The following is a 22,790-nucleotide window of genomic DNA, read 5'->3' as shown; positions in this document are numbered from 1 at the left end:
GCTTGGGGATCTTGAGCTCGACCGTGCCGGCTCGGGTGTCCCAGGTGCGATCGCGGTAGCCGTTGCGGCGGTTGAGCCGGGCGGCGCTCTTCTCGTCGTAGCCGGCGCCGCAGCGCCCCTCGACGTCGAGTTCCATGAGGCGCTGGGCCATGAACTGCACCATCTGGCGCAGCACGTCGACATCGGCCCCCTTCTCAGCGAGCTCGGTCAATGCGATAGGGGCGTGGGTCATCGTGGTTTCCTTCAGACAAAGTTGGTGGGTTCGCACCTCAACCTTATCCGGACTTCACGATGGCCACCCCCATCACCAGGGACGACCGGCGCGCGGTGAGCTGCTCCGGGCTACGCCCTTCGCAGCTCACCGCTTCAAAGACTTACACCACGCCCGGGGACATTACCGCTCGTTTTCAGATAGCCAAGGTTGAGGCCTTGCAAGAGGCCGGATGAGATGAGCTGCGCCAGCTTGAATTAGGTGATTTGCCTCAGAGCTAGATGGCGATAGACTTGAAACTCCGATGCGTGAAACCGCGCGACGAAATGGCTAGTTGCCTTTCGGCCATGTATTGCCCCATGGGCATGGCGCCTGTTTGGTGGCTGGGCTGAGAGGACCTTCAGAGTCGACTGGAGGTTTTTCTCGCTTTATGCCTGAAGCCGTCTCAACTTATGCCCGCGCAAGTTCTCCAACTACTTGATTTGCAATGGGTTGGATTCTCAGCTTTAGTCTCTCCCTACAGGGCTCGGCCTGCTTCGGCGGGCCGAGTCAACGATCGCTCGCTGCAGTCTGCAAGGCCTGATCGAGCGCTGCGGCCGCGCCGAGCAGTGCGGGCCACGGGCTGTGGATGACCCAGACGGGAATGTCGCGCAGATACGCGGAGGTGCGTCCCTTGTCCTCGAAACGCTGTCGGAAGGGCGATCGCACGAAGAAATTGCCCAGCTTGGGCACGATGCCGCCGCCGATGTACACCCCGCCGCGCGCGCCCAGGGTGATGGCCAGATCGGCCGCCACCGTGCCCAGCAGGGTGCAGAACAGCGTCACCGTGTCGCGACAGAGCGCGTCACTGCCGTCCAGAGCCAGACGGGTGATGTCGGCGGCGCTGCGCTCGGGCGGCGTCTGCCCGGCGATGCGCCCGAGCGCGTGATGCAGGAAGGTCAAGCCCGCGCCGCTGAGCAGGCGCTCGGCCGAGACATGGCCGAAGCGAGCGCGTGCCAATCGCCAGACCTCGACCTCGCGCTCGTCGTACGGCGCGAAGCTGACATGGCCGCCTTCGCCTGCCAGCGGCACCCAGCCGCCGCTTGCCGCCGGAATCAGGCCCGAGACGCCCAGTCCCGTGCCCGCACCCAGCAACGCAAGCGGAGCGTCGGCCACGGCGGCGGCGCCGCCCACTTGAACCAACTCGCTTGCGGGCAACTCGGGCAGCGCGCGCGCGAGCACGGCAAAGTCATTGAGCACCAAAAAGGTCTCCAGGCCCAGATCGGCGCGGGTCTGGGCGATGGAAAAGGCCCAGTCATGGTTGGTCATCTGAACATGATCGCCATACACCGGGTTGGCAATGCCGATGGCGACATGCCGCACCCCGGTTGCGCCGACCGCGGCAAGGTAGCTGCCTAGCGCATCGGCGAAGGTGGCGTGGTCGGCGCAGGCCAGCACGCGGATGTCGCTCAGCCCTTGCGCGCTCAGCAGGGCGAAGCGGGCATGGGTGCCGCCGACGTCACCTACGAGGCGGGTTGCAGGATGGAAAGGTTCGACAGGCATGGTTTTGGGCTCCTACGCTGCTGCATCGACTGGGTTCTTGTCGGGTGGTCTGCGTTTTGCTTCAACTCAGATTGTTCATGAGGGCATGGGATGATGGCGAGGTGGGTTGGGGATGGATTTGGCTCCGGGAGCAAAGCAATGCGGGCACAATGAAACCTCGGCAACATAGGCGCCTGTGGGCTTGGGGTGCGGACCTGCACCGCAGTTTTGCCCTGGCTTTCGCCACCTCATGGTGTGCGTCACTGAGAGATTAAAGTCATGCCAGCTTTACATCCAGTATTGAATGCGGTCACCCAACGCATCGAAGCGCGAAGCCGCCAGCGGCGTGCAGACTACCTGTCGCGGGTGCGCGGTGCGCGGGGCAGCAAGGTCGAGCGCAGCCAGCTCTCCTGCACCAATCTGGCGCACGCGATCGCCGCGGCGCCCGTGGCGGCCAAGGTGCTGCTCAAGGACGTCAGCGCGCAGTCGCGGCCCAATCTGGCCATCGTCTCCGCCTACAACGACATGCTGTCGGCGCACCAGCCGCTGGGCGCCTTTCCGCCCTGGATCAAGGAGGCGGCGCTGGCCGCGGGCGCCACGGCCCAGTTCGCAGGCGGCGTGCCCGCGATGTGCGACGGCATCACCCAGGGTCAGACGGGCATGGAGCTGTCGCTGTTCTCGCGCGACGTCATCGCCATGGCCACGGCGGTGGCTTTGAGTCATCAGATGTTCGACGCCGGGCTCTACCTGGGCGTGTGCGACAAGATCGTGCCCGGGCTGCTCATCGGCGCGCTGGCGTTTGGCCATCTGCCGGGCATTTTCGTGCCCGGCGGCCCCATGACCAGCGGCATGCCCAACGACGAGAAGGCCCGCATTCGCGCGCTGTATGCCGAAGGCAAAATCGGCCGCGCCGAGCTGCTCGAAGCGGAGATGCAGTCGTATCACAGCGCGGGCACCTGCACTTTTTACGGCACGGCCAATTCCAACCAGATGCTCATGGAAATCATGGGTCTGCACCTGCCCGGCTCGGCCTTCGTCAACCCCGGCACGCCGCTGCGAGAAGCGCTCACGCGCGCGGCCGCCACCCGTGCGGTGGCGATCTCGGCCGAGGGGCCGGAGTACACGCCCATCGGCGAACTAGTCGATGAAAGGGTCATCGTCAACGGCATCGTCGGCCTGTTGTGCACCGGCGGCTCGACCAACCACACCTTGCATCTGGTGGCGATTGCGCGTGCTGCGGGCATCGACATCAACTGGACCGATTTCGACGATCTTTCCAAGGCGGTGCCTACGCTCACCAAGCTCTATCCCAACGGTCAGGCCGACGTGAACCAGTTCCACGCGGCAGGTGGCATGGCGTTCGTCATCCGCGAGTTGCTGGGCGCCGGGCTGCTGCACCCCGATGTGCGGACCGTGGCCGGCCCCGGCCTGGCCCGCTACACGCAGGAACCGGGGCTGGACGACGGACGGCTGGTGTGGCGAGAGGGCGCCGAGCGCTCGCTCGATCCGGCCATCCTGCGCCCGGCGGCCGAGCCGTTCGCGCCCGATGGCGGGCTCAAGCTCATGACCGGCAATCTGGGGCGGGGTGTCATCAAGATCTCCGCAGTCAAGCCCGAACATCAGGTCGTCACCGCACCGGCCATCGTTTTCGACGATCAGGACGAGTTGCTGGCCGCCTTCAAGCGCGGCGAACTTGAACGCGATTTCGTCGCCGTCATTCGCTTCCAGGGCCCTGCTGCCAACGGCATGCCCGAGCTGCACAAACTCATGCCCACGCTGGGCGTGCTGCAGGGCCGCGGCTTCAAGGTGGCGCTGGTGACCGACGGCCGCATGTCGGGCGCTTCGGGCAAGGTGCCTTCGGCCATCCACATGACGCCCGAGGCCGCCCACGGCGGGGCGCTGGCCAAGGTGCGCCACGGTGACATGATCACCCTGGACGGACGGGACGGCACGGTCAACGTCGAAGTGCCGACCGAGGTCTGGGCTGCGCGTACCGCCGAGCGCATCGACCTCAGCCGCAACCAGACTGGCCTGGGGCGCGAGTTGTTCGCCGCCTTCCGCCAGCACGTCGATGGCGCCGAACAGGGCGCTGCCAGTTTCGGTCATCCCGACTGGCATGACGCGTCGGCAGAATCCAAAGTCGAAACCGGAGCCACAGCATGACCCCGCATGAATTGCTGCGCGCCGCGCCGGTCATGCCGGTGCTGGTTGTGCGCGACGCTGCGCTCGCCGTCGATCTGGCCCATGCCTTGATCGCGGGCGGCCTGCGCACGCTGGAAATCACGCTCCGAACGCCTGCCGCGCTCGAGGCCATCTCCAGCATCCGCCAGCAGATTCCCGGCGCGCTGGTCGGTGCCGGCACGGTGTTGAACCCGGCCGACTGGCTGCGGGCGCAGGAGGCAGGCGCGCAGTTCGGCATCAGCCCCGGTCTGACCCCGGCGCTGCTGGAGGCGGCCCGCCGCAGCGAGCGGCCCTTCTTGCCCGGTGTGTCCACTGCCAGCGAGGCCATGACGGCGATGGACGCGGGCTTCACCGCGCTGAAGCTGTTTCCCGCCGAAGCCGTGGGAGGGCAGGCCCTGCTCAAGTCGCTGCACGGCCCGCTGCCGCAGCTGCTGTTCTGCCCCACCGGCGGCATCCATCCTGGCAACGCGGGGGCTTATCTGGCCTTGCCCAACGTCGGCTGCGTGGGCGGCTCCTGGCTAGCGCCCGAGGCGGCTATGGAAGCCCGCAACTGGCAGGCCATTACCGAGCTGGCCCGGCAAGCCGCCTCACTCCGCCGTTGACCTCACCGTTAACAGGCCCCAGGTCTCAAGCCCTCGGGTCTTGGGATGGTGCGGTGCCTGCTTCGTCCAGCCGCTCGAAGGCCATGATGGCGCCCGCCAGCAGCAGCACGAAGAACGCGGTGCCGAGTATCCAGGCGAAGTACCAAGAGGCATTGCTGCCCACCAGAATGCCCAGGGCGATCACGGCGGCACCGACGAGAAGAAACAGGGCGAGGAAAAAGAGCTTTTTCATGGAAGGGCCCGTGAAAAAAAGGGCCAGGTTGCCCTGGCCCTGAAGAGGTGAGCGAGCGCTCAATGCCCGCGAGTATGGCTGCCGCCATTGCGGCGATCTTCTTCCTGCGCGTCAAAGAACGCGCCCGAAGCGGCCGAAACCAGCACGATCATCGCGGTGCCGACGATCCAGGCGAAGTACCACGAGGCGTAGTCGCCGATGATCACGCCGATGACGATCGCCACCAACGCTATGATCAGGAAAAGCACGAAGTAGAGAAAGTTTTTCATGGTGAGTCCTTGCTCTCAAGTTGGGGCCGGGCTTTCGCGCTGGGTTTGCCCCGTGGGGGGCAAAACCGAGGCGGCTCGGCCCGCGGGCGTCAATAGGCGTGGGGATCGGCTTCGACTTCCTTCGGATCGACCTTGCCGCGCATGACATAGAACGCCCAGCTGGTGTACCAGAAGATGATGGGCACGAACACCACGGTCCAGCCGGTCATCCACAGCAGGGTGGTTTCGCTGGAGATGGAGTTCCACAGCGTCAGGCTTTGCGAGGGGTTGGAGCTCGACGGCATGAGGAAGGGGAACATGGCCACGCCGATGGTGCCCACGACGCCGATCCACGACACCGCCCCCAGCCACCAGGCCAGGGTGTGCTTGTTGCCGCGCACGCTCATCCAGCCGAGGAACATGCCGGCAAAGCCCAGCAACGGCACGGCCCAGAGAATGGGATAGTTCTTGTAGTTGGACAGCCAGCCGCCGGGCACGAGCTCCACGGTCTGCTGCAGCGGCGTCTGCGGCACACCGGCGCCGGGGAAGTTGACGATCTTGTAGCCGTTGACCATGCTGACCCACACGCCCAGCACCGCGAACAGCACGATGGCGGCCAGGGCGGCATAACCGGCGGCAGCACGGGCGCGGCCCGCGATCGGCTCAGGCGCGCGGCCCATCATCATCACCCCACCCATGTAGACCGACAGCGACAGCGACAGCAGCCCCGCCAGCACCGAGAACGGGTTGAACAGGGTGATGAAGCTGCCGGTGTAGACCGAGCGCATGTTCCACTCGAAGTGGAAGGGCACGCCCATGAGCATATTGCCCATCGCGGCGCCGAAGATGATGAACGGTAGCGCACCGCTGAGCAGCAGCGTCCAGTCCCATGCGTTGCGCCAGCCGGGCGAGGCGATCTTGCTGCGGTACTCGAAGCCCAGAGGCCGCACGATCATGCTCCACAACAGCAGCAGGATGACCACATACAGGCCTGAGAACGAGGTGGCGTAGATCAGAGGGTAGGCGGCGAAGATGGCGCCGCCGCCGAGGATGAACCAGACCTGGTTGCCGTCCCAGTGCGGGCCGATGGCGTTGAGCATCACGCGACGCTCGGTGTCGGTCTTGCCGATGAAGCGCAGCAGCGTGCCCACGCCCATATCCATGCCGACCATGGTGCCCAGCCCGACGAACAGCACGCCGAGCAGGACCCACCACAAGACTTGAAGGATGAGATACAAGTCCATGACTGTTTACTCCTTATGCGCGCTCATGGGAGCGGCCGGGTTGGGGGCGAAGCCACCGCCGAAAGACGGTTGCGGTTTGTGGCTGACGGGGGTGGACGGCGTGCCGTGCTCCTCCGGGCCTTGCTTGATCGCCTTGACCATCAGATACATCTCGACCGCGATGAAGATGGAATACAGCGAAACGAAGCCCACCAGCGAGAAGATCATGTAGCCCACGCTGTGGCTGGAGGCGGACATCCAGGTCGGCAGCATGCCGTACACCGTCCAAGGTTGGCGGCCCACTTCGGCCACGATCCAGCCCATCTCGCAGGCGATGAAGGGCACGGGAATCATCCACGGCGCCAACTTGAGGAACCAGCGGTTTTGCGGCGCTTCGAGCTTGTTGCTGATGGTGAGCATGGCGGCGTAGATGAAGTACGCCAGCATCAGCAGACCGAGGCCGACCATGATGCGGAAGGTCCAGAAGATGACCGAGACTTCGGGGATGGTGTCCTTGGCGGCCTTGGCGATGTCGGCCTCGGTGGCCTTGGAAACATCCTGATCAGGCGCGTAGCGCGTCACCAGGAAGCCATAGCCCAGGTCTTTTTCATGCGCCTTGAACTGCGCCATCGCTGCCGCGTCGTTGGGGTTCTTGGCCAGCAGCTTGAGCGCTTCCACTGCGGGGATGCCGTTCTTGATGCGCTCAGCCGCTTTCGCTTCGAGCTGATCGACCCCCGGGACCACCTTGGTCAGGGTGTGGGTCAGCAGCGGGGTGAGCACATAGGGCACCTGGATCGACCAGACATTGCGTTGCTCGCTCTGCGACGGCCAGGCCACGACGTTGAACGGCGCGGGGGCCTCTTCCGTCTGCCACATGGCTTCCATGGCGGCCAGCTTGGTCGGTTGCGCGTGTGCGCCGACGAAACCCAGCGCATCGCCCAGGGTAATGACGCCAGCGGTGGAAAGCACGCCGAACAGCGCAGCCATGCGGAAGGAGCGGCGGGCGAGTTCCATGTGGCGGTTGCGCAGCATGTACCAAGCACTGACCCCGGCGACGAACACTGCGGCGGTCACATAACCGGCAATGCTGGTGTGCACGAACTTGGCCTGGGCGTCATGGCTGAAGATCAGCGCGCCGAAGTCGGTCAGTTCCATGCGCATGGTGATGGGGTTGAACGCCGCGCCCTGGGGGTCTTGCATGAAGCCGTTGGCCACCAGAATCCAGAGCGCCGAGAGGTTCGAGCCGATGGCCACCAGATAGGTCACCAGCAGGTGCTGGCCCTTGGACAGGCGCTTCCAGCCGAACACCATCATGCCGATGAAGGTGGACTCCATGAAGAAGGCCATCAGACCCTCGATGGCCAGCGGAGCGCCGAAGATGTCACCGACGAAACTGGAATAGAACGACCAGTTGGTGCCGAACTCGAACTCCATGGTCAGGCCGGTGGCCACGCCCAGGGCGAAGTTGATGAGAAACAGCTTGCCCCAGAACTGGGTCATGTCGCGGTAGATCGTCTTGCCGGTGGTGACGTAGACCGTCTCCATGGCGGCGATCATGAAGCTGATGCCCAGGGTGAGGGGGACGAAGAGAAAGTGGTACAGCGCGGTGGCTGCAAACTGCCACCGCGACAGGTCCACGACGAGGGTGTCGATCATGTTGGCGCTCCTGTTGTGTCGATCGGTTGGTTTTCGCGGCATGGGCGCGTCGCGCTCGAAACGACCCATGCAGCGAATAACGCTGGCAAGGATAGGCGACGACGTATCTCATTTTTTTGATTTGGAGCAAGATCAGGGTAACCCCTAAGAGCGCTGTTGCCCTGCGGCAGCATTTCGCTGCGACGAAACGTCGCAGCGACAGGGAGTTAGCCGACTTTTCTCAGGCCGAGCTGGGGTTTCGACCCGAAGTCGAGTCACGGGCGAACGGCCATGAAGGCTGCGCACGCGCCCATGACAGCGCACCCTGGGGCGGGCACAATGCGCAGCAGAGACGGCATGTCGGCGTCTCCCCCTCGAGAGGACGCATCCCATGATCTACAAATTCCAATCCAAGGCCGATAGCGATCTGTTCATGAACGTGGGTCCGGCCGAGCGCATTCTGTCCATCATCGGCAAGGCGGGCGCGAAAGGCATCATCGAACCTGCGGAAATGCCCGCGGCTATCGCTGCACTCGAGGCTGCGGTGAACGAGGAGGAGCAGGCGCGAGAGGAGGCGGCGAATGCCGCGGCGGCCGATGGGCAGGTGGTGTCTTCAGCGCAGCCCATCGGGCTCAAGCAGCGCGCCTGGCCCTTCATCCAGATGCTCAAGCGCTGCCAGCAGGCCGATGTGCCCGTCGTCTGGGGCGTATGAGGCGAATATGGGCGCATCGCATCATCACCATCATCATGACGCGTCGGGAGCGCACGACCACGGACATGGTCACGCGCACCACGGCGCCGATGCCAGCGTGCGCCGCCTGAGCCTGGCGCTGCTGATTCTCGGCATCTTCACCCTCGTCGAGGCCGCTGGTGGCTGGTGGGTGAACTCGCTGGCGTTGATGTCCGACGCCGCCCATATGTTGACCGACAGCGCGGCCCTGGCCTTCGCCCTGGTGGCTGCGCGGCTTAGCCAGCGTCCGCCCAGTGCCGCGCTCACCTACGGCCATGGCCGCTGGCCGACGCTGGCCGCCTTCGTCAACGGGCTGTTGCTGCTGGCGCTGACTGCGGCGCTGGTGGTCGAGTCCTTGCGCCGACTGCTGCACCCCGAGGCGGTGGACGGCGGCTGGATGCTGGTCATCGCCGTGATCGGCGGGTTGGCCAATATCGGTGCGCTATTTGCCCTCGAAGGGGCCAGCAGCCTGAACGAGCGCGGCGCGCGGCTGCACGTGCTGTCTGATCTGCTGGGCTCGGTGGCGGCGGTGGTGGCTGCCTTGCTCATACTCTGGCGCGGCTGGTGGATCGCCGATCCGCTGCTGTCTTTGCTGGTTTGCGCGCTGATCCTGCGCTCGGGCTGGCGGCTCACCCGCGACAGCGCGCAGGTGCTGCTCGAAGGCGCGCCCTCGGCCGTGGGGCCGGCCCAGGTCAGGCAATGCCTGGCATCTGTCGCCGGTGTGGCCGAGGTTCACCATGTGCACGTCTGGTCGCTCGACGGAGCGCAGCCCATGGTGACCCTGCACGCCCGCCTCGACGCGGGCGCCCCGGCCGACGTGACTTTGCAGGCCATACACCGGCAATTGCACGACCGTCTGGGCGTGGAACACGCCACGGTGCAGATCGAGTTCGGCCCCTGCGTGGACGCCGGGCACGCGCCTTGTCAGACGGCCTGATTCGGGGTTCGGTTGGCCGGTGGCGTGCGCTGGGCGCCGGGCAGATGACGCGCCATGCGCACCAGTCCCAGCCACTGCTGTGCCCAGAACCCCCGGCCATAATCCTCGCCCTGACCCTCGGGCCCCGGAAGCTGCGCTCGCACGCCCGTGGGCTGCAGCGGGGTTGTGAAGTCGGCTGAGCGAAACAGCACGTCCCACCAGGGAAGCAGCACGCCGAAGTTGCAGCCGTAGAGCCGGGCGTTGTTCTGGTGCCCGAGTTCATGCCCATAGCCGATAGCATGGTGAAGACGATGAAAGCGCGGGCTCACCAGCAGGCGTTCGCCCAGCCAGCCGAAAGACAGCCGGGTGTTGGCATGCTGCAGGCTCTGCAGCGCACCCGACACCAGCGACAGCGCGACGAACTGCGACGGCGGCACGCCGATGATCAGCGCCAGCGCGGCGAAGAACGCGGCCATCAGCACATCGTCGAGCACATGGTTGCGGTCGTCGGCCCAAAGGCTGAGCTGGCGCTGGCTGTGATGCACCGCGTGCAATTCCCACCACCATTGAATCTGGTGCTGCGCACGGTGGTACCAGTACCCGGCGAAATCGAGCACGACGAGATAGATCAGAAAGCTCACCAGCGGTCGGTCGGTTACGCCGGGCCACAGCGCGTCGAGGTTGAGGTTGTCGATGCCGCGCAGGCGGAACCACTCCTGCAGACTGTCGAAAGCCGGTTGCAGGGTGAAGAACAGCACCAGGTTGATCAGCCCCAGGCGATTGATGAAGGTGTAGAGCACGTCCACACGCACCGCGCGGCGGTCGGGCCAGACCTCAAGCGGCCGCAGCGCTTCGAGCGGGCGCAGCACTGCGTACACCAGCGCGATCTGCAGCAACCCGGCGAGGAACCACAGTACGCCGTCGTAGGCGAAATCGTCGTCGACCATCAGGTGGAAGTGGTACAGCACGGGCTGCACCAGGGTGACGAACACCCAGGTCTGCGCCTCGCCGACCAGCAGGCTGGTGGTGTGGCTGATCCAGTCGAAGGGGTTGAGCATGACCAATCAGCCTCTCAGCGTGCCGCGGGGAGCGACAGCGTCGGGCTCAGCGCCACCGGCTGACCGGAGGGGCTGGCGCTGGGCTGCGGCAGATTGTCGTAGAACGGCGCCCGGTTGTAGAAGTAGATGCCGTGCGGCGACTTGCCCACCGGAATCACGTCGACCAGTTTGCGCGTCTGCATGTCGATCACGCCCACCGAACGGGCGAAGCGGAAGGTCACCCACAGCCAGCGGCGGTCGGCGGACAGCTCCATATCGTCCGGGCCCGGGCGCAGTCCGGTGATGTCGCCCACTTTGGTCAGGGTGTCCATGTCGAGAATGCTGATGGTGTCGGACACCCGGTTGCTGACCAGCACATGGCGGCCGTCGGCCATCGACCTGAAGTTGTGCGCCGCCTTGCCGGTAACGATGCGTTTGACGATGGTGCGGGTGCGCGGATCGACCGCCACCACCGCGTCGCTACCGGTCAGCGCCACCAGCAAGGTCTTGTCGCCCGGCGTGAGCCACAGACCGGCCGGGGTTTCGCCCACTTTCATGGTCCACAGCACCGATTGCGTGGGCAGGTCGATGGCGGCCACCGAGTTGGTCTCCTGCAGGCTGACATAGACCGTCTTGCTGTCGGCGGTGAAGGCCAAGTGGCTGGGCAGGGCCTTGAGGGCAATGCGCTTGGCGAGCAGAAACTTGCCCTGGTCGTAGCGGTAGATGTCCACCCGGTTCAGGCGCAGACAGTTCACCACGAACCAGCGGTGGTCGGGCGAAAAGCCGATCTGGTAGGGGTCTGGAATGTCGGCCACGCTGCCGATGGGCTTGCCCGTCTGCGGGTTGAGCAGCATGAGGTCATTGCCCACCGCGTTGGCGACGATGAGGTCGCGGTTGTCCGGCGTGGCCATGAGGTGATGCGGCTCCTTGCCGGTGGCAAAGCTGCCGATGGGCTGGCGCGTGGCCTGGTCGATCAGGGTGATGCGCGCATCGCCCGAATCGAGCACGACGACCACGTCTTGCTGGGCCAGGGCCAGGCCGGCATGCGCCAGCAGGGCCGCGAAAACGATCAGGATTTTGCGCATCAGGTCACCACAGAGAATCACACCGCATTGGGCGTTTGCGGCCGCCACTGTAACGCGCGATCATGGAACCCTGTTGACCGGAAACACATTGCAATCGAACAGCCATCAAAATTGACCGAAGTGTCACCTTTTGCTGTCGTCCTGGCGCGGGGCTGTGCGTTAAACAGAACGGAGGACACCGGAACTCCAGCGAGCTCCGGCGTATCGAACGACAAATCAGCCATGCAAAGGTCTATCCCATGAAGCGTTTCTTCCTCGCTCTGGCCGCGGCGGGTCTGCTGGCATTGCCAGGGCTGGCGCAGGCCCGAGTGTTCTGGAGCATCGGCGTGGGGCTACCGGTCTATTACGGCTCGCTCTGGTATCCCGGCTGGGGCGGCGGCTGGTACAACGGTTGGAACGACCCCTACCCGGCTTATGGCTGGAGCCCACCGGTGGTGGTGGAGCGCCAGCCTGTGGTGGTGCAGTCTCTGCCGCCCGGCCCGGCGCCGCAGTCGTTCTGGTACTACTGCCGGAACCCGGCGGGCTATTACCCTTACGTTTCGACCTGCCCCGGTGGCTGGACTCCGGTGCCTGCGACGCCTCCTGCGTCTCCCACGCCAGCCACCCCTGCGGCCCCGGCCAAATGAGGCTCACTCTCAAGACTTCCAAATTTCCGCGAGACACCATCATGCGACTCACCCGCCCGCTTTTTCTCCTTCCCGCCGCCATGGGCGCGCTGCTGCTGGGAGGATGCGCCACGGCCCCGCTCGGTCCCACGATCGCCGTCATGCCGGCGCCCGGCATGCCCTTCGAGCAGTTTCAGGCGATAGACGCCAGCTGCCGTCAATATGCGGCGCAGCAAGCAGCGCCTTATCAGGCGGGAGCGAGCAATTCCGGCGTCACCTCGGCGGCCTTGGCCACCGGCATCGGCGCTGCGGCGGGCGCATTGATCGGCGGCAACAGCCAGGGCGCCGGTGTGGGGGCGGGCATCGGCCTGCTCGCGGGAAGCGCTGGTGGCGCGGGGACTTACAGCGACACCCAGGGCGGCGCCCAGCGTGCCTACAACATTGCGTATCAGCAGTGCATGTATGCGCGTGGCGCGCAGGTGCCGGGGTATGCCGCGCCGCGCTACGTGGCGCCACCGCCCCCACCAGCCTACCCGGCGCAGCCGTCGTATCAACCGGCGCCTGCCCAGCCCAGCTATCAACCGGCCTACCCCCCGGCGCAGTGATGCCGCACCGCCGTGCGCTGCAGCGCGCTTCGCATCGTTACTCGGAGTCACAACTGGTCACAGGATGGCGGGTGTTTTGACGGATGCGGCGGCTATCATGCCCCGCGACCATGAGTACCCCTGCTGACAACACGCCCGCGGGCTCGAATCCCCAGCCTTCGGGCGGCGGCAAGCGAGCCCGGCGCAAGCCCTCGTCTCGTCCCCTCTGGCTCAGGCTGCTGCTCGGCGCGGTACTGCTGGGCGTGGCCGCGCTGCTCGGGCTGGTGTTCGCGGTGGTCATGCTGTATCCGCGCCTGCCCGCGCTGAGCGAGCTCACCGACTACCGGCCGGATCTGCCGCTGCGGGTGTACACGGCAGAGGGCACGCTGATCGGCGAGTTCGGCGTGCAGCGCCGCACCGTGGTGCCGTTCGACCAGATTCCGCTGCGGGTGCGCCAGGCCTTTCTCGCGGCCGAAGATTCGCAGTTCTACGAGCATGGCGCGGTGGACTGGAGCGGCGTGTTCCGCGCCGCGCTCGCCGACCTGATGCATGGCGCCGCCGTGCAGGGGGCCTCGACCATCACCATGCAGGTGGCGCGCGACTTCTATCTCAGCCCGCAAAAAACGCCGCTGCGCAAGTTCACCGAAGCGCTGATGGCCTACAAGATCGAGCACGAGCTGAGCAAGGACCAGATTCTTGAGCGCTATCTGAATCAGGTCTATCTCGGCCAGCGTGCCTACGGCGTGGCCGCCGCCTCGCAGGTGTATTACGGCAAGCCGCTCGACCAGCTCAGCCTGGCGCAGATCGCCGTGCTTGCGGGCCTGCCCAAGGCGCCGTCGGCCTTCAACCCGCAGACCAATATCAAGGCGGCGCTGATTCGCCAGCATTACGTGCTCGGCCGCATGCTGGCGCTGGGCGACATCACCCGCGCCGAATACGACCATGCCATGCATGCGCCGCTCGACGTGGTGGCCGGACAGGGCCTGCTGCGCTACAAGGTGGACGCCGACTACGCGGCCGAACAGGTGCGCGAGATCATGGTGGCGCGGTTTGGCGAGTCGGCCTACACCGATGGCTACAAGGTCTACACCACCCTGCACGACAAGGATCAGGCCGCCGCGGTGAGCGCGGTGCACAGCGGTGTGCTCGCCTACGACCAGCGCCACGGCTGGCGCGGCCCGCAGGCGAGAATCGACCTGCCGCCGCACGATGCCGACGCCCTGGGCACGGCGACCAAGGCGCTCAAGGCCTTTGATTCTGCCGGCGGCCTCTACCCCGCCGTGGTGCTGCACGCCAGCCCCAAGCTGGTCGAGGCGGTGCTGGCAACGGGCAACACGGTCGAACTCAGCGGCGATGCGCTCAGGTTCGCGGCCGCTGGCCTGTCGCCCAAGGCCACGGCCAAGCAGCGCATCGATCGTGGTTCGGTGGTCTGGCTGCAGAAGCTCGCCAAGGGCTGGCGCCTGGCGCAGATGCCCGACGTGCAGTCGGCGCTGGTGTCGCTCGATCCGAAAGACGGCGCGGTGCGCGCCTGGGTCGGCGGCTTCGACTACAACCAGGAAAAGTTCGACCATGTGAACCAGGCCTTCCGCCAGCCGGGTTCGAGCTTCAAGCCCTTCATCTACTCGGCCGCAGTGGACGAGGGTCTGGCGCCCACCACCATCATCGACGACTCGCCCATCACCCTCAACCCCGGCCCGGGTCAGCCGCCATGGACGCCGCACAACTACGACAACGAGCGCCTCGGCGCCGTTCCCGCCTCGCTGGCGCTGGCGCACTCCGACAACGTCTGCGCGGTCAAGGTGCTGCTGGCCGTGGGCATTCCCTACGCCCGACAGTTCGCCTCGCGCTTCGGTCTGCCGCTCGATCAGATCCCGCCCTATCCCACCATGGTGCTGGGTGCGGGCAGCTTCACGCCCTTGCAGATGGCCACCGCCTACGCCGTGTTCGCCAACGGCGGCTCGCTGGTCGAGCCCTATCTGATCAAGCGCATCGTCGACGCCCATGGCGCCGAGGTCTACGCCCACAAGCCGGTGATCGCTGGACAGAGCGCGCCGCGCATCATCAGCGCGGCCAACGCCTTCCTCACCACCCAGATGCTGCAGGCTGTGATCCAGCATGGCACGGGCGCGGCGGCGCTGTCGCTCGGCCGTGTCGATCTGGCGGGCAAGACAGGCACCTCGCAGAACTTCCACGACGCCTGGTTCGACGGCTTCAACCCCGATCTCGTGGCCATCACCTGGATGGGCTACAACAACCAGCGCGACCTTTACCGCGGCGAGCAGGGCGCCAAGGCCGCGCTGCCGATCTGGATGGACTACATGCGCGTCGCCCTCCAAGGCAAGCCCGACGTGCCGTGGCCCGTGCCGCCGGGCATCATCAGCGCCCAGGTCAACCCGGCCACCGGCTTTGCTTCCAGTTCGTCCAGCGCCGTCACCGGCTATTTCCTGCAGAACTTCCCGCCGCTGGCCATCGACCCTGAACTGCCGTTGTCGGCGTCCTCCGGGCCGCTGGCTTCGGGCGGGGTGAGCACCGGCAGCGGCGGCGCGCTGGTCGGGCCGGGCGGGGTGCCGGTGGGAACCTCCACGGTGAGCGTGCGCGGTCAGGGGCCGGGCACCCATCCCGCGGCCATCGCCCAGCCGGTACCGCAGCAACCCGCGCTGCAGCCCGGCGCCATCCTGCCGCGCCTTACGCCCTGAACCGCGGGTTGGAGGGTCGGTGCTTCCTACAATGGCGGCTTCTTCAAGGCCGATTCCATGCGCACCTTCCAAGACCTCATACTGACCCTGCAGACCTACTGGGCCCGGCAGGGCTGCGCCGTGCTCCAGCCCTACGACATGGAGGTGGGCGCGGGCACCAGCCACACCGCCACCTTTCTGCGCGCCCTCGGCCCCGAGCCGTGGAAGGCCGCCTATGTGCAGCCCAGCCGCCGCCCGAAAGACGGCCGCTACGGCGACAACCCCAACCGGCTGCAGCACTACTACCAGTTCCAGGTCGTGCTCAAGCCCGCGCCCGAGAACATTCTCGACCTCTATCTGGGCAGTCTGGAAGCGCTGGGTTTCGACCTCAAGACCAACGATGTGCGCTTCGTCGAGGACGACTGGGAGAACCCCACGCTGGGCGCCTGGGGGCTGGGCTGGGAGGTCTGGCTCAACGGCATGGAAGTCACCCAGTTCACCTATTTCCAGCAGGTCGGCGGCATCGACTGCAGGCCTCTCACCGGCGAAATAACCTACGGGCTGGAGCGTCTTGCCATGTATCTGCAGGGCGTGCAGAGCGTATACGACCTGGTGTGGACCGAAACCGACGTTGCAGGGCAGAAGGCTTTGTTGAAGTACGGCGACGTGTTCCACCAGAACGAAGTCGAGCAGAGTACCTACAACTTCGAGCACAGCGACGTGGACTTTCTGCTCACCGCCTTCGCCGCCCATGAAAGGCAGGCCAAGCTCCTGATGGCCGCACAGCTCGCGCTGCCGGCCTATGAGCAGGTGCTCAAGTGCGCCCACAGCTTCAACCTGCTCGACGCCCGCGGCGCCATCTCGGTCACGGAGCGCGCTGCCTACATCGGCCGCATCCGCAACCTCGCGCGCGGCGTGGCGCAGGAATACCTCGACAGCCGCGCCCGCCTGGGCTTCCCGCTGGCGCCGAAAGGCTGGGCCGACGAAGTCTCTGCCCAACTCGCCCAGAAAAAAGCCGCCTGACGTCAGCCGCACGCCTCGCCCGCGCCCTGTCGCGGGCCGACGGCGGCCCGCAACTGCCTGCCATGAACACACAGAATCTGCTTGTCGAACTCTTCGTCGAAGAACTGCCGCCCAAGGCCCTGCCCGCGCTGGGCGAGGCCTTCGCCCACACTCTGGCCGCGAGTCTGCAGGCCCAGGGACTGGCGTCCGCCGACAGCGTGGTCACGCCCTATGCCAGCCCGCGCCGCCTGGCGGCCCACATCACCGCCGTCGCCGCCAAGGCGGCCGACAGGGCCTTGGCGCAAAAGCTCATGCCCGTGGCCGTGGGGCTCGATGCCGACGGCAAACCCACCCCGGCGCTACTGAAAAAGCTCGGCGCCCTGGGGCTGGATGCCGACGCCGCCCCTCGCCTGCGGCGCGAAGGCGAAGGCAAGGCCGAGACGCTGTTCATCGACACCGTGGCACCCGGCGCCTCGCTGGCCGACGGCTTGCAGAAGGCGCTGGCCGAGGCTATCGCCAAACTGCCCATCCCGAAGGTCATGGCCTACCAACTGGCCGACGGCTGGACCACGGTGAAATTCGTGCGCCCCGCACATGGCCTGGTCGCGCTGCATGGCGCCGACGTGGTGCCGGTGCAGGCGCTGGGGCTGACGGCGGGACGCGAAACGCAAGGCCATCGCTTCGAAGCCAGCGCCGACCCGGTGACCCTGCGGCATGCCGACGGCTACGCGGAGCAACTGCGCACCGAGGGCGCGGTGATCGCCAACTTCGCCGAGCGCCGCGACACCATCGCCCGCCAGCTGAGCGCAGCGGCGGCAGCAGCAGGCGAGCATTTGCGCCCCATCGATGATCCTGCGCTGCTCGACGAAGTCACCGCGCTGGTCGAGCGCCCCAATGTGCTGCGGTGCGAGTTCGATCCCGCCTTTCTTGCCGTGCCGCAGGAGTGCCTCATCCTGACGATGAAGGCCAACCAGAAATACTTTCCCCTGCTCGACGCCGAGGGCAAGCTGACCCATCGTTTCCTCGTCGTCAGCAACATCTCGCCCGCCGACCCCAGCGCGGTCATTCAGGGCAACGAGCGCGTGGTGCGCCCGCGCCTGGCCGACGCCCAGTTCTTCTTCGAGCAGGACCGCAAGCGCACCCTCGAAAGCCGCGTGCCCGGTCTGGACAAGGTGGTCTATCACGCCAAGTTGGGGTCGCAGGGTGAACGCATGCGCCGCGTGCGCGCAATCGCCGGGGCGATCGCCGCAGAAATCGTCCCGGCCCGTCCCGTTGCGCTGGCCGAGCGCGCCGCGTTGCTGGCCAAGGCCGATCTGCTCACCGATATGGTGGGCGAATTCCCCGAGCTGCAAGGCATCATGGGCCGGTACTACGCCCTGCACGACGGCGAGGATGCGCTCGTCGCCGAGGCCATCGAAGACCACTACAAGCCGCGTTTTTCGGGCGACCACCTGCCGCGAAGCGATGTGGGCCTGGCAGTGGCGCTGGCTGACAAAACCGAGACGCTGGTCGGCCTGTTCGGCATCGGCGAGCGTCCCACCGGTGACAAAGACCCGTTCGCGCTGCGCCGTCATGCGCTGGGCATCGTGCGCATGTTGATCGAGAAAGAAAACGTCCTGCGTTCCCTGCCACTGACCGCGCTGTTGGCCATCGGTAACGCGGCGTTTCAGGGTGTGGCTGGATACCTGGATGCAAGCGAGGAGGTCGCGGCCTTTGTGCTCGAGCGTTTGGCCAATGCGTTGCGCGAGCAGGGCTATACCGCGCAGGAAGTCGATGCCGTGTTGGCGCTTCGGTCAGAAATGCTGGCTGAGGTGCCGCGCCGGCTGGACGCGGTGCGAGCGTTCTCCGCGCTGCCCGAGGCGGCAGCGCTGGCTGCGGCGAACAAGCGGGTGGGCAATATCCTGAAAAAATCCGAAGTCGCGGTCAGCGCCGATGCGATCGACCCCAGTCGACTCATCGAGCCCGCCGAGCAGGCGCTGGCGCAGGCGTTGCAGGCCATTGCCCCCCAGGCCGACGCGGCCTACGCCCAGGCCGATTACACCGCCTCGCTCAAGGCGCTGGCCGCGCTGAAGGCCCCGGTGGACGCCTTCTTCGATCAGGTGATGGTCAACGCCGAAGATCCCGCGCTGCGTGCCAACCGTCTGGCCTTGCTGGCGCGGCTGCAGAGCGCGATGAACCAGGTCGCCGACCTGTCGCGCCTCGCTGCGTGAGTTCCTGCACGACAATCACCGCATGAAACTGCTCATCCTCGACCGCGACGGCGTCATCAATCACGACAGCGACGACTTCATCAAGTCGCCCGATGAATGGGTGCCCATTCCCGGCAGCCTGGAGGCCATCGCTCAACTGAACCACGAAGGCTGGCATGTGGTGGTGGCGAGCAATCAGTCTGGCATCGGCCGCGGGCTGTTCGACATGAATACGCTCAACGCCATTCATCGCAAGATGCTCAAGGCGCTGGCTGCGGTGGGCGGGCGCATCGACGCCATTTTCTTTTGCCCGCACGCGCCGGAAGATCACTGCAGCTGCCGCAAGCCCAAGCCCGGTCTGTTCCAGGACATCGCCCGCCGATATGAGCTCGAAAACCTCGAAGGCGTGCCCGCGGTGGGCGACAGTGTGCGCGACCTGCAGGCCGCGCAGCCGCTGGGCTGCAGCCTGCATCTGGTGCGCACCGGCAAGGGCGAGCGCATCGCCGACCTGGGCAATCTGCCGGTGGGCACGCGAGTGCATGACGATCTGGCGGCGTTTGCCACTTGGTTGCTGCAGGTGAAGGCCTCGCCCGACAAGGCCTGATCGAGCTGCCATGCGTTTTCTCCGCTCCCTGCTCTACATGGCCTGGCTGATCGTCACCGTGGTGCCTTACGCGATCGTGGTGGTGACGCTGTCGCTGGTGTTGCGCGGCATGCGGCTGTACCGCTTCACGCTGGGATGGGTGCATCTTTCGATCTGGGGCGCGCGCTATCTGTGCGGTATCCGCAGCCGGGTCTCGGGCATGGAGAACCTGCCCGACGGCCCGGTCATCCTGCTGTCCAAACATCAGTCGGCCTGGGAGACGCTGGCCTTTCCGCTGATCATGCCGCGGCCGCTGGCCTATGTGTTCAAGCGTGAGTTGCTCTACGTGCCGTTTTTCGGCTGGGCCCTGGGCCGCCTGGACATGGTGCATATCGACCGCAGCAAACGCGCCGAGGCGTTCAGCCGCGTGGAGAAGCAGGGTCGCCGCATCCTGCAGCAGGGCTACTGGATCATCATGTTTCCCGAAGGCACGCGCACCCCGCGTGGCGGGCAAGGGGTTTACAAGACCGGCGGCGCGCGGCTGGCCATTGCCACCGGGGCGCAGGTGGTGCCCATCGCGGTGACTTCGGCGCGGTGCTGGCCGCGGCAGGCCTTCATCAAGACGCCGGGCGTGGTCGATGTCTCCATCGGCAAGCCGATCTCGCCCGAGGGGCGTCAACCGGCCGAGCTGATGGCCGAAGTCGAGCAATGGATCGAGGCCGAGATGCGCCGTCTCGATCCGCAGGCCTACGCGCATGCCCCGCACTGAACCCTCCGCCCCTGCGTCCCTGGCCGGCGCGGCGCAGCTCGGCCTATTCGACTGGCCCGAGCCCGAGGCCGTCGCGGCAGTCGTCCCTGTGACTGTCGCGCCGATCCCGGCGCCCGAGGCGCCGACGCCACCGCCCGTTCAGACCGCGCCGATGCATCGTCACGACGACGGCATCCATCGCTTCGATTGGTCGCTGCACCGCGCGGCCCGCCGCACGCTGGCGCTGCGCGTGGACGATCGCGGGGTGAGGGTGATGGCGCCGCACGGCGCCACGCTCACGGCGATTCATGCCTTCGTCGCGAGTCACGCCGCGTGGGTGGTGCGCAAGCTGAAGCAGCGCGCCGAGCGGCTGCAGGCGCTCGGCGCAGCGCGCATCGACTGGTGTGACGGCGGACGTCTGCCCTACCTCGGCGGCACGCTGCTGCTGCGCGTGCGTGGCGACAAGGTGCTGCGTCACGCGCCTGAAACCGGCGAACTGCATCTGCCGCTGCCCCACGGCAGCGCCGCCGACCGCGTGCGCGACAGCGTGGCTGCCTGGATGCAGCGGCAGGCGCTGGCGCTGTTCACCGCTCGCACCGCCCACTTTGCCCGTCAACTGGGCGTGCAGGTAAGCCGGGTCGGGCTGAGCCAGGCCACCACCCGCTGGGGCAGTGCCAAGAGTGACGGCAGCATCCGCCTGCACTGGCGGCTGCTGCATTTCAGTCCGAGCCTGGTCGATTACGTCGTGGCGCACGAGGTGGCGCATCTGCGCGAGATGAATCACAGCCCCCGGTTCTGGGCACATGTGGGATCGCTTTACCCCGAGTTTCGTCAGGCGCGGCAGCATCTGCGCCAGTCCACCTTGCCGCCCTGGGATTGAGCAGGTCATGCTCGTCTTTTTGTCGCATTTCGTCCTGACCGTGGCGTGCGCCCTGCATGTGTTGCTGCGACGACATCGACAGCCCGAATCGCGCGCCGCCTGGCTGTTGATGCTGGTGGCCTTCCCCTATCTGGGCGTGCTGGCCTATCTGCTGCTGGGCACCACCAATATCGGCCATCGGCGCGCGACGCGCCTAACCGCCATCGCCCGCGCGCTGCCGCGACCCGATGCAGCGCCCGGCTGGCCCGTGGAGGCTGCGCAGCTCGATGCCGCCGACGCTCCGCTGTTTCACTTGGGCAGGTCGATTTCCGGCTATGGCGCCGTCGGCGGCAACCGGGCCGAGCTGATGGCCGATTCCGATACCGCGATCGACCGCCTCGTGGCCGAAATCGACGCTGCTGCTCACAGCGTGCATCTCATCTTCTACATCTGGCTGGACGACCGCAACGGCAGCCGCGTGGCCGAGGCCTTGCGCCGCGCGGCCGGGCGCGGTGTGGTCTGCCGCGCGCTGGTGGACGATCTCGGCTCGCGCAGCTTCATTCGCAGCACGCAGTGGACTGCGTTGCAGGACGCCGGGGTGCGCGTGCTGCGGGCGCTGCCGGTGGGCAATCCGCTGCTGCGGGCGCTGCGGGGGCGCATCGATCTGCGCAATCACCGCAAGCTCGTCGTCATCGACAACCGTCTGACCTATTGCGGCAGCCAGAACTGCGCCGATCCGGCTTTTCTGCCCAAGGCGAAGTACGGCCCCTGGGTGGACGTCTTCCTGCGCTTCGAAGGGCCGGTGGTGCGGCAGAACCAGCACCTCTTCGCCACCGACTGGATGGGCCACGGCGGAGACGACATCACCCCGCTGCTAGCCGAGCCTGTGCCGCCCTCTGGCCCCGGCTTCGCCGCGCAGGTCATCGCCACCGGGCCGACCGACCGGGCCGCGGCCATGCCCGAGATGTTCGAGTCGCTGATCTACGCGGCACGGCGCGAGCTGGTCATCACCACGCCCTACTACGTTCCCGTGCCTGCGCTGCAGGCCGCGCTGTGCGCCGCGGCCAATCGGGGCGTGGCGACCACGCTCATTCTGCCGGCCCGCAACGACGACTTCGCCGTGGGCGCGACCTCCCGCAGCCACTACCAGGCGCTGCTCGAAGCCGGGGTGCAGCTCCACGAATTCGGCCCCGGTCTGCTGCATGCCAAGACCCTCACCGTCGATGGGCATCTCACCCTCGTCGGCTCGGCCAATATGGACCGGCGCAGCTTCGATCTGAACTACGAGAACAACATCCTCGTGCGCGATGAGGCGTTCACCGCGACCGTGCGCGCGCGTCAGGCGCATTACCTCGCCAGCAGTCGTCGCATCACCCTCGACGACGTGGCCGCCTGGGGCATGGGAAAGCGGCTGTGGCAGAACACCCTGGCCATCGTCGGTCCCATTCTGTAACAGCGAACGCAAAGATCGTGGGCACGCTACGCTTTCGGCTGACTACTTTTCAGGATTCATCATGCGTCTTTTGCACACCATGCTGCGCGTCGGCGACCTGCAGCGCTCCATCGATTTCTACACCCAGGTGATCGGCATGAAACTGCTGCGCACCACCGACCGGCCCGAGCAGAAATACAGCCTGGCCTTTCTGGGCTTCGAGCCCAATCCGGCGCAGGCCGAGCTGGAACTGACCTACAACTACGGCGTCGATCACTACGACCTCGGCACCGCTTACGGCCATATCGCGCTGGGCGTGGACGACGCCGCCGCAGCCTGCGCGCGCATCAAGGCGGCGGGCGGCAAGGTCACCCGCGAGGCCGGGCCCGTGGCCGGCGGCAGCACCATCATCGCCTTCGTGCAGGACCCCGACGGCTACAAGATCGAGCTGATCCAGCACGGCACGCTGTGAAGCCGGGCTGAGCGAGTTCC

General features: G+C 66.4%; 23 protein-coding genes. 15 read left to right on the top strand and 8 right to left on the bottom strand.

Annotated features, from left to right (window positions below):
• Positions 1 to 232: transposase (locus ASC45_RS02585; RefSeq protein ID WP_174514692.1), on the bottom strand; the 232-nt coding region annotated here is incomplete at its 3' end.
• A 59-nt stretch (positions 233 to 291) separates the two neighbouring features.
• Here ASC45_RS02585 and ASC45_RS15925 point away from each other — a divergent pair.
• Positions 292 to 447, top strand: coding sequence for a hypothetical protein (locus ASC45_RS15925; RefSeq protein ID WP_211263338.1), 156 nt, complete (start codon positions 292 to 294; stop codon positions 445 to 447).
• A 313-nt stretch (positions 448 to 760) separates the two neighbouring features.
• Here the strand turns inward: ASC45_RS15925 and ASC45_RS02580 are convergent, their stop codons facing one another.
• Complete coding sequence (locus tag ASC45_RS02580) at positions 761 to 1,753, bottom strand: glucokinase (protein WP_055449443.1); 993 nt, start codon at positions 1,751 to 1,753, stop codon at positions 761 to 763.
• 258 nt (positions 1,754 to 2,011) lie between these two features.
• On the opposite strand from ASC45_RS02580, the gene edd reads away from it, so the two are divergent.
• Both edd and ASC45_RS02570 read left to right on the top strand, forming a co-directional pair.
• Positions 2,012 to 3,895: a phosphogluconate dehydratase gene (gene edd, locus ASC45_RS02575; RefSeq protein WP_055449442.1), complete on the top strand. Its 1,884-nt coding sequence runs from the start codon at positions 2,012 to 2,014 to the stop codon at positions 3,893 to 3,895.
• Positions 3,892 to 4,515 carry a bifunctional 4-hydroxy-2-oxoglutarate aldolase/2-dehydro-3-deoxy-phosphogluconate aldolase gene (locus ASC45_RS02570; protein ID WP_055449441.1) on the top strand — a complete coding sequence of 208 codons (624 nt, stop codon included), beginning with the start codon at positions 3,892 to 3,894 and terminating at the stop codon, positions 4,513 to 4,515. The genes edd and ASC45_RS02570 overlap by 4 nt, the downstream gene beginning before the upstream one ends.
• A 25-nt stretch (positions 4,516 to 4,540) precedes the next feature.
• Here ASC45_RS02570 and ASC45_RS02565 read toward each other — a convergent pair whose 3' ends face one another.
• From ASC45_RS02565 to ASC45_RS02550, 4 genes are all read right to left on the bottom strand, one after another.
• A complete protein-coding gene (locus ASC45_RS02565) occupies positions 4,541 to 4,747 on the bottom strand; it encodes a hypothetical protein (protein ID WP_055449495.1) in 207 nt (68 codons plus the stop codon).
• 59 nt (positions 4,748 to 4,806) lie between these two features.
• A complete protein-coding gene (locus ASC45_RS02560; protein ID WP_055449440.1) occupies positions 4,807 to 5,016 on the bottom strand; it encodes a hypothetical protein in 210 nt (69 codons plus the stop codon).
• 89 nt (positions 5,017 to 5,105) lie between these two features.
• The gene (gene cydB, locus ASC45_RS02555) at positions 5,106 to 6,239 is read right to left on the bottom strand and encodes a cytochrome d ubiquinol oxidase subunit II (protein WP_055449439.1); all 1,134 of its coding nucleotides are present in this window, start codon (positions 6,237 to 6,239) and stop codon (positions 5,106 to 5,108) included.
• Positions 6,240 to 6,245: 6 nt separating this feature from the next.
• The gene (locus tag ASC45_RS02550; protein WP_055449438.1) at positions 6,246 to 7,874 is read right to left on the bottom strand and encodes a cytochrome ubiquinol oxidase subunit I; all 1,629 of its coding nucleotides are present in this window, start codon (positions 7,872 to 7,874) and stop codon (positions 6,246 to 6,248) included.
• A gap of 370 nt (positions 7,875 to 8,244) precedes the next feature.
• Here ASC45_RS02550 and ASC45_RS02545 point away from each other — a divergent pair, with 370 nt between their 5' ends.
• Positions 8,245 to 8,565 (top strand): DUF1840 domain-containing protein, encoded by a 321-nt coding sequence (locus ASC45_RS02545; protein ID WP_055449437.1) that lies wholly within the window; start codon positions 8,245 to 8,247, stop codon positions 8,563 to 8,565.
• Between the two features lie 7 nt (positions 8,566 to 8,572).
• Positions 8,573 to 9,520, top strand: a complete 948-nt coding sequence (locus tag ASC45_RS02540; protein ID WP_055449436.1) for a cation diffusion facilitator family transporter — start codon at positions 8,573 to 8,575, stop codon at positions 9,518 to 9,520.
• Here the strand turns inward: ASC45_RS02540 and ASC45_RS02535 are convergent.
• Both ASC45_RS02535 and ASC45_RS02530 read right to left on the bottom strand, forming a co-directional pair.
• Positions 9,508 to 10,557, bottom strand: coding sequence for a sterol desaturase family protein (locus tag ASC45_RS02535; RefSeq protein ID WP_055449435.1), 1,050 nt, complete (start codon positions 10,555 to 10,557; stop codon positions 9,508 to 9,510). The genes ASC45_RS02540 and ASC45_RS02535 overlap by 13 nt on opposite strands.
• A 14-nt stretch (positions 10,558 to 10,571) precedes the next feature.
• On the bottom strand, positions 10,572 to 11,639 hold the full coding sequence (locus ASC45_RS02530) for a YVTN family beta-propeller repeat protein (protein ID WP_281173287.1): 1,068 nt from the start codon (positions 11,637 to 11,639) through the stop codon (positions 10,572 to 10,574).
• Positions 11,640 to 11,860: 221 nt separating this feature from the next.
• Here ASC45_RS02530 and ASC45_RS02525 point away from each other — a divergent pair, with 221 nt between their 5' ends.
• From ASC45_RS02525 to gloA, 10 genes are all read left to right on the top strand, one after another.
• Positions 11,861 to 12,247 carry a hypothetical protein gene (locus ASC45_RS02525; RefSeq protein WP_055449433.1) on the top strand — a complete coding sequence of 129 codons (387 nt, stop codon included), beginning with the start codon at positions 11,861 to 11,863 and terminating at the stop codon, positions 12,245 to 12,247.
• 41 nt (positions 12,248 to 12,288) lie between these two features.
• On the top strand, positions 12,289 to 12,831 hold the full coding sequence (locus ASC45_RS02520) for a hypothetical protein (RefSeq protein ID WP_174514691.1): 543 nt from the start codon (positions 12,289 to 12,291) through the stop codon (positions 12,829 to 12,831).
• Between the two features lie 110 nt (positions 12,832 to 12,941).
• Positions 12,942 to 15,506, top strand: coding sequence for a penicillin-binding protein 1A (locus tag ASC45_RS02515; RefSeq protein ID WP_055449431.1), 2,565 nt, complete (start codon positions 12,942 to 12,944; stop codon positions 15,504 to 15,506).
• Between the two features lie 57 nt (positions 15,507 to 15,563).
• Positions 15,564 to 16,508, top strand: coding sequence for a glycine--tRNA ligase subunit alpha (glyQ, locus tag ASC45_RS02510; protein ID WP_055449430.1), 945 nt, complete (start codon positions 15,564 to 15,566; stop codon positions 16,506 to 16,508).
• A gap of 62 nt (positions 16,509 to 16,570) precedes the next feature.
• Complete coding sequence (gene glyS, locus ASC45_RS02505) at positions 16,571 to 18,697, top strand: glycine--tRNA ligase subunit beta (protein ID WP_055449429.1); 2,127 nt, start codon at positions 16,571 to 16,573, stop codon at positions 18,695 to 18,697.
• Between the two features lie 22 nt (positions 18,698 to 18,719).
• On the top strand, positions 18,720 to 19,280 hold the full coding sequence (gene gmhB, locus ASC45_RS02500) for a D-glycero-beta-D-manno-heptose 1,7-bisphosphate 7-phosphatase (protein WP_055449428.1): 561 nt from the start codon (positions 18,720 to 18,722) through the stop codon (positions 19,278 to 19,280).
• Between the two features lie 10 nt (positions 19,281 to 19,290).
• Positions 19,291 to 20,028, top strand: coding sequence for a lysophospholipid acyltransferase family protein (locus tag ASC45_RS02495; RefSeq protein ID WP_055449427.1), 738 nt, complete (start codon positions 19,291 to 19,293; stop codon positions 20,026 to 20,028).
• Positions 20,015 to 20,887 (top strand): M48 family metallopeptidase, encoded by an 873-nt coding sequence (locus tag ASC45_RS02490; RefSeq protein ID WP_055449426.1) that lies wholly within the window; start codon positions 20,015 to 20,017, stop codon positions 20,885 to 20,887. Before ASC45_RS02495 ends, ASC45_RS02490 begins: the two co-directional genes overlap by 14 nt.
• 7 nt (positions 20,888 to 20,894) lie before the next feature.
• On the top strand, positions 20,895 to 22,319 hold the full coding sequence (gene cls, locus ASC45_RS02485; RefSeq protein ID WP_055449425.1) for a cardiolipin synthase: 1,425 nt from the start codon (positions 20,895 to 20,897) through the stop codon (positions 22,317 to 22,319).
• A gap of 61 nt (positions 22,320 to 22,380) precedes the next feature.
• The gene (gene gloA / locus ASC45_RS02480) at positions 22,381 to 22,770 is read left to right on the top strand and encodes a lactoylglutathione lyase (protein WP_055449424.1); all 390 of its coding nucleotides are present in this window, start codon (positions 22,381 to 22,383) and stop codon (positions 22,768 to 22,770) included.
• Positions 22,771 to 22,790 lie beyond the last annotated feature (20 nt).

Source organism: Thiomonas bhubaneswarensis, from assembly GCF_001418255.1.
Classification (GTDB): domain Bacteria; phylum Pseudomonadota; class Gammaproteobacteria; order Burkholderiales; family Burkholderiaceae_C; genus Thiomonas; species Thiomonas bhubaneswarensis.
The sequence above is the reverse complement of the archived record's forward strand: the minus strand, read 5'-3'. Positions and strand labels throughout refer to the sequence as shown.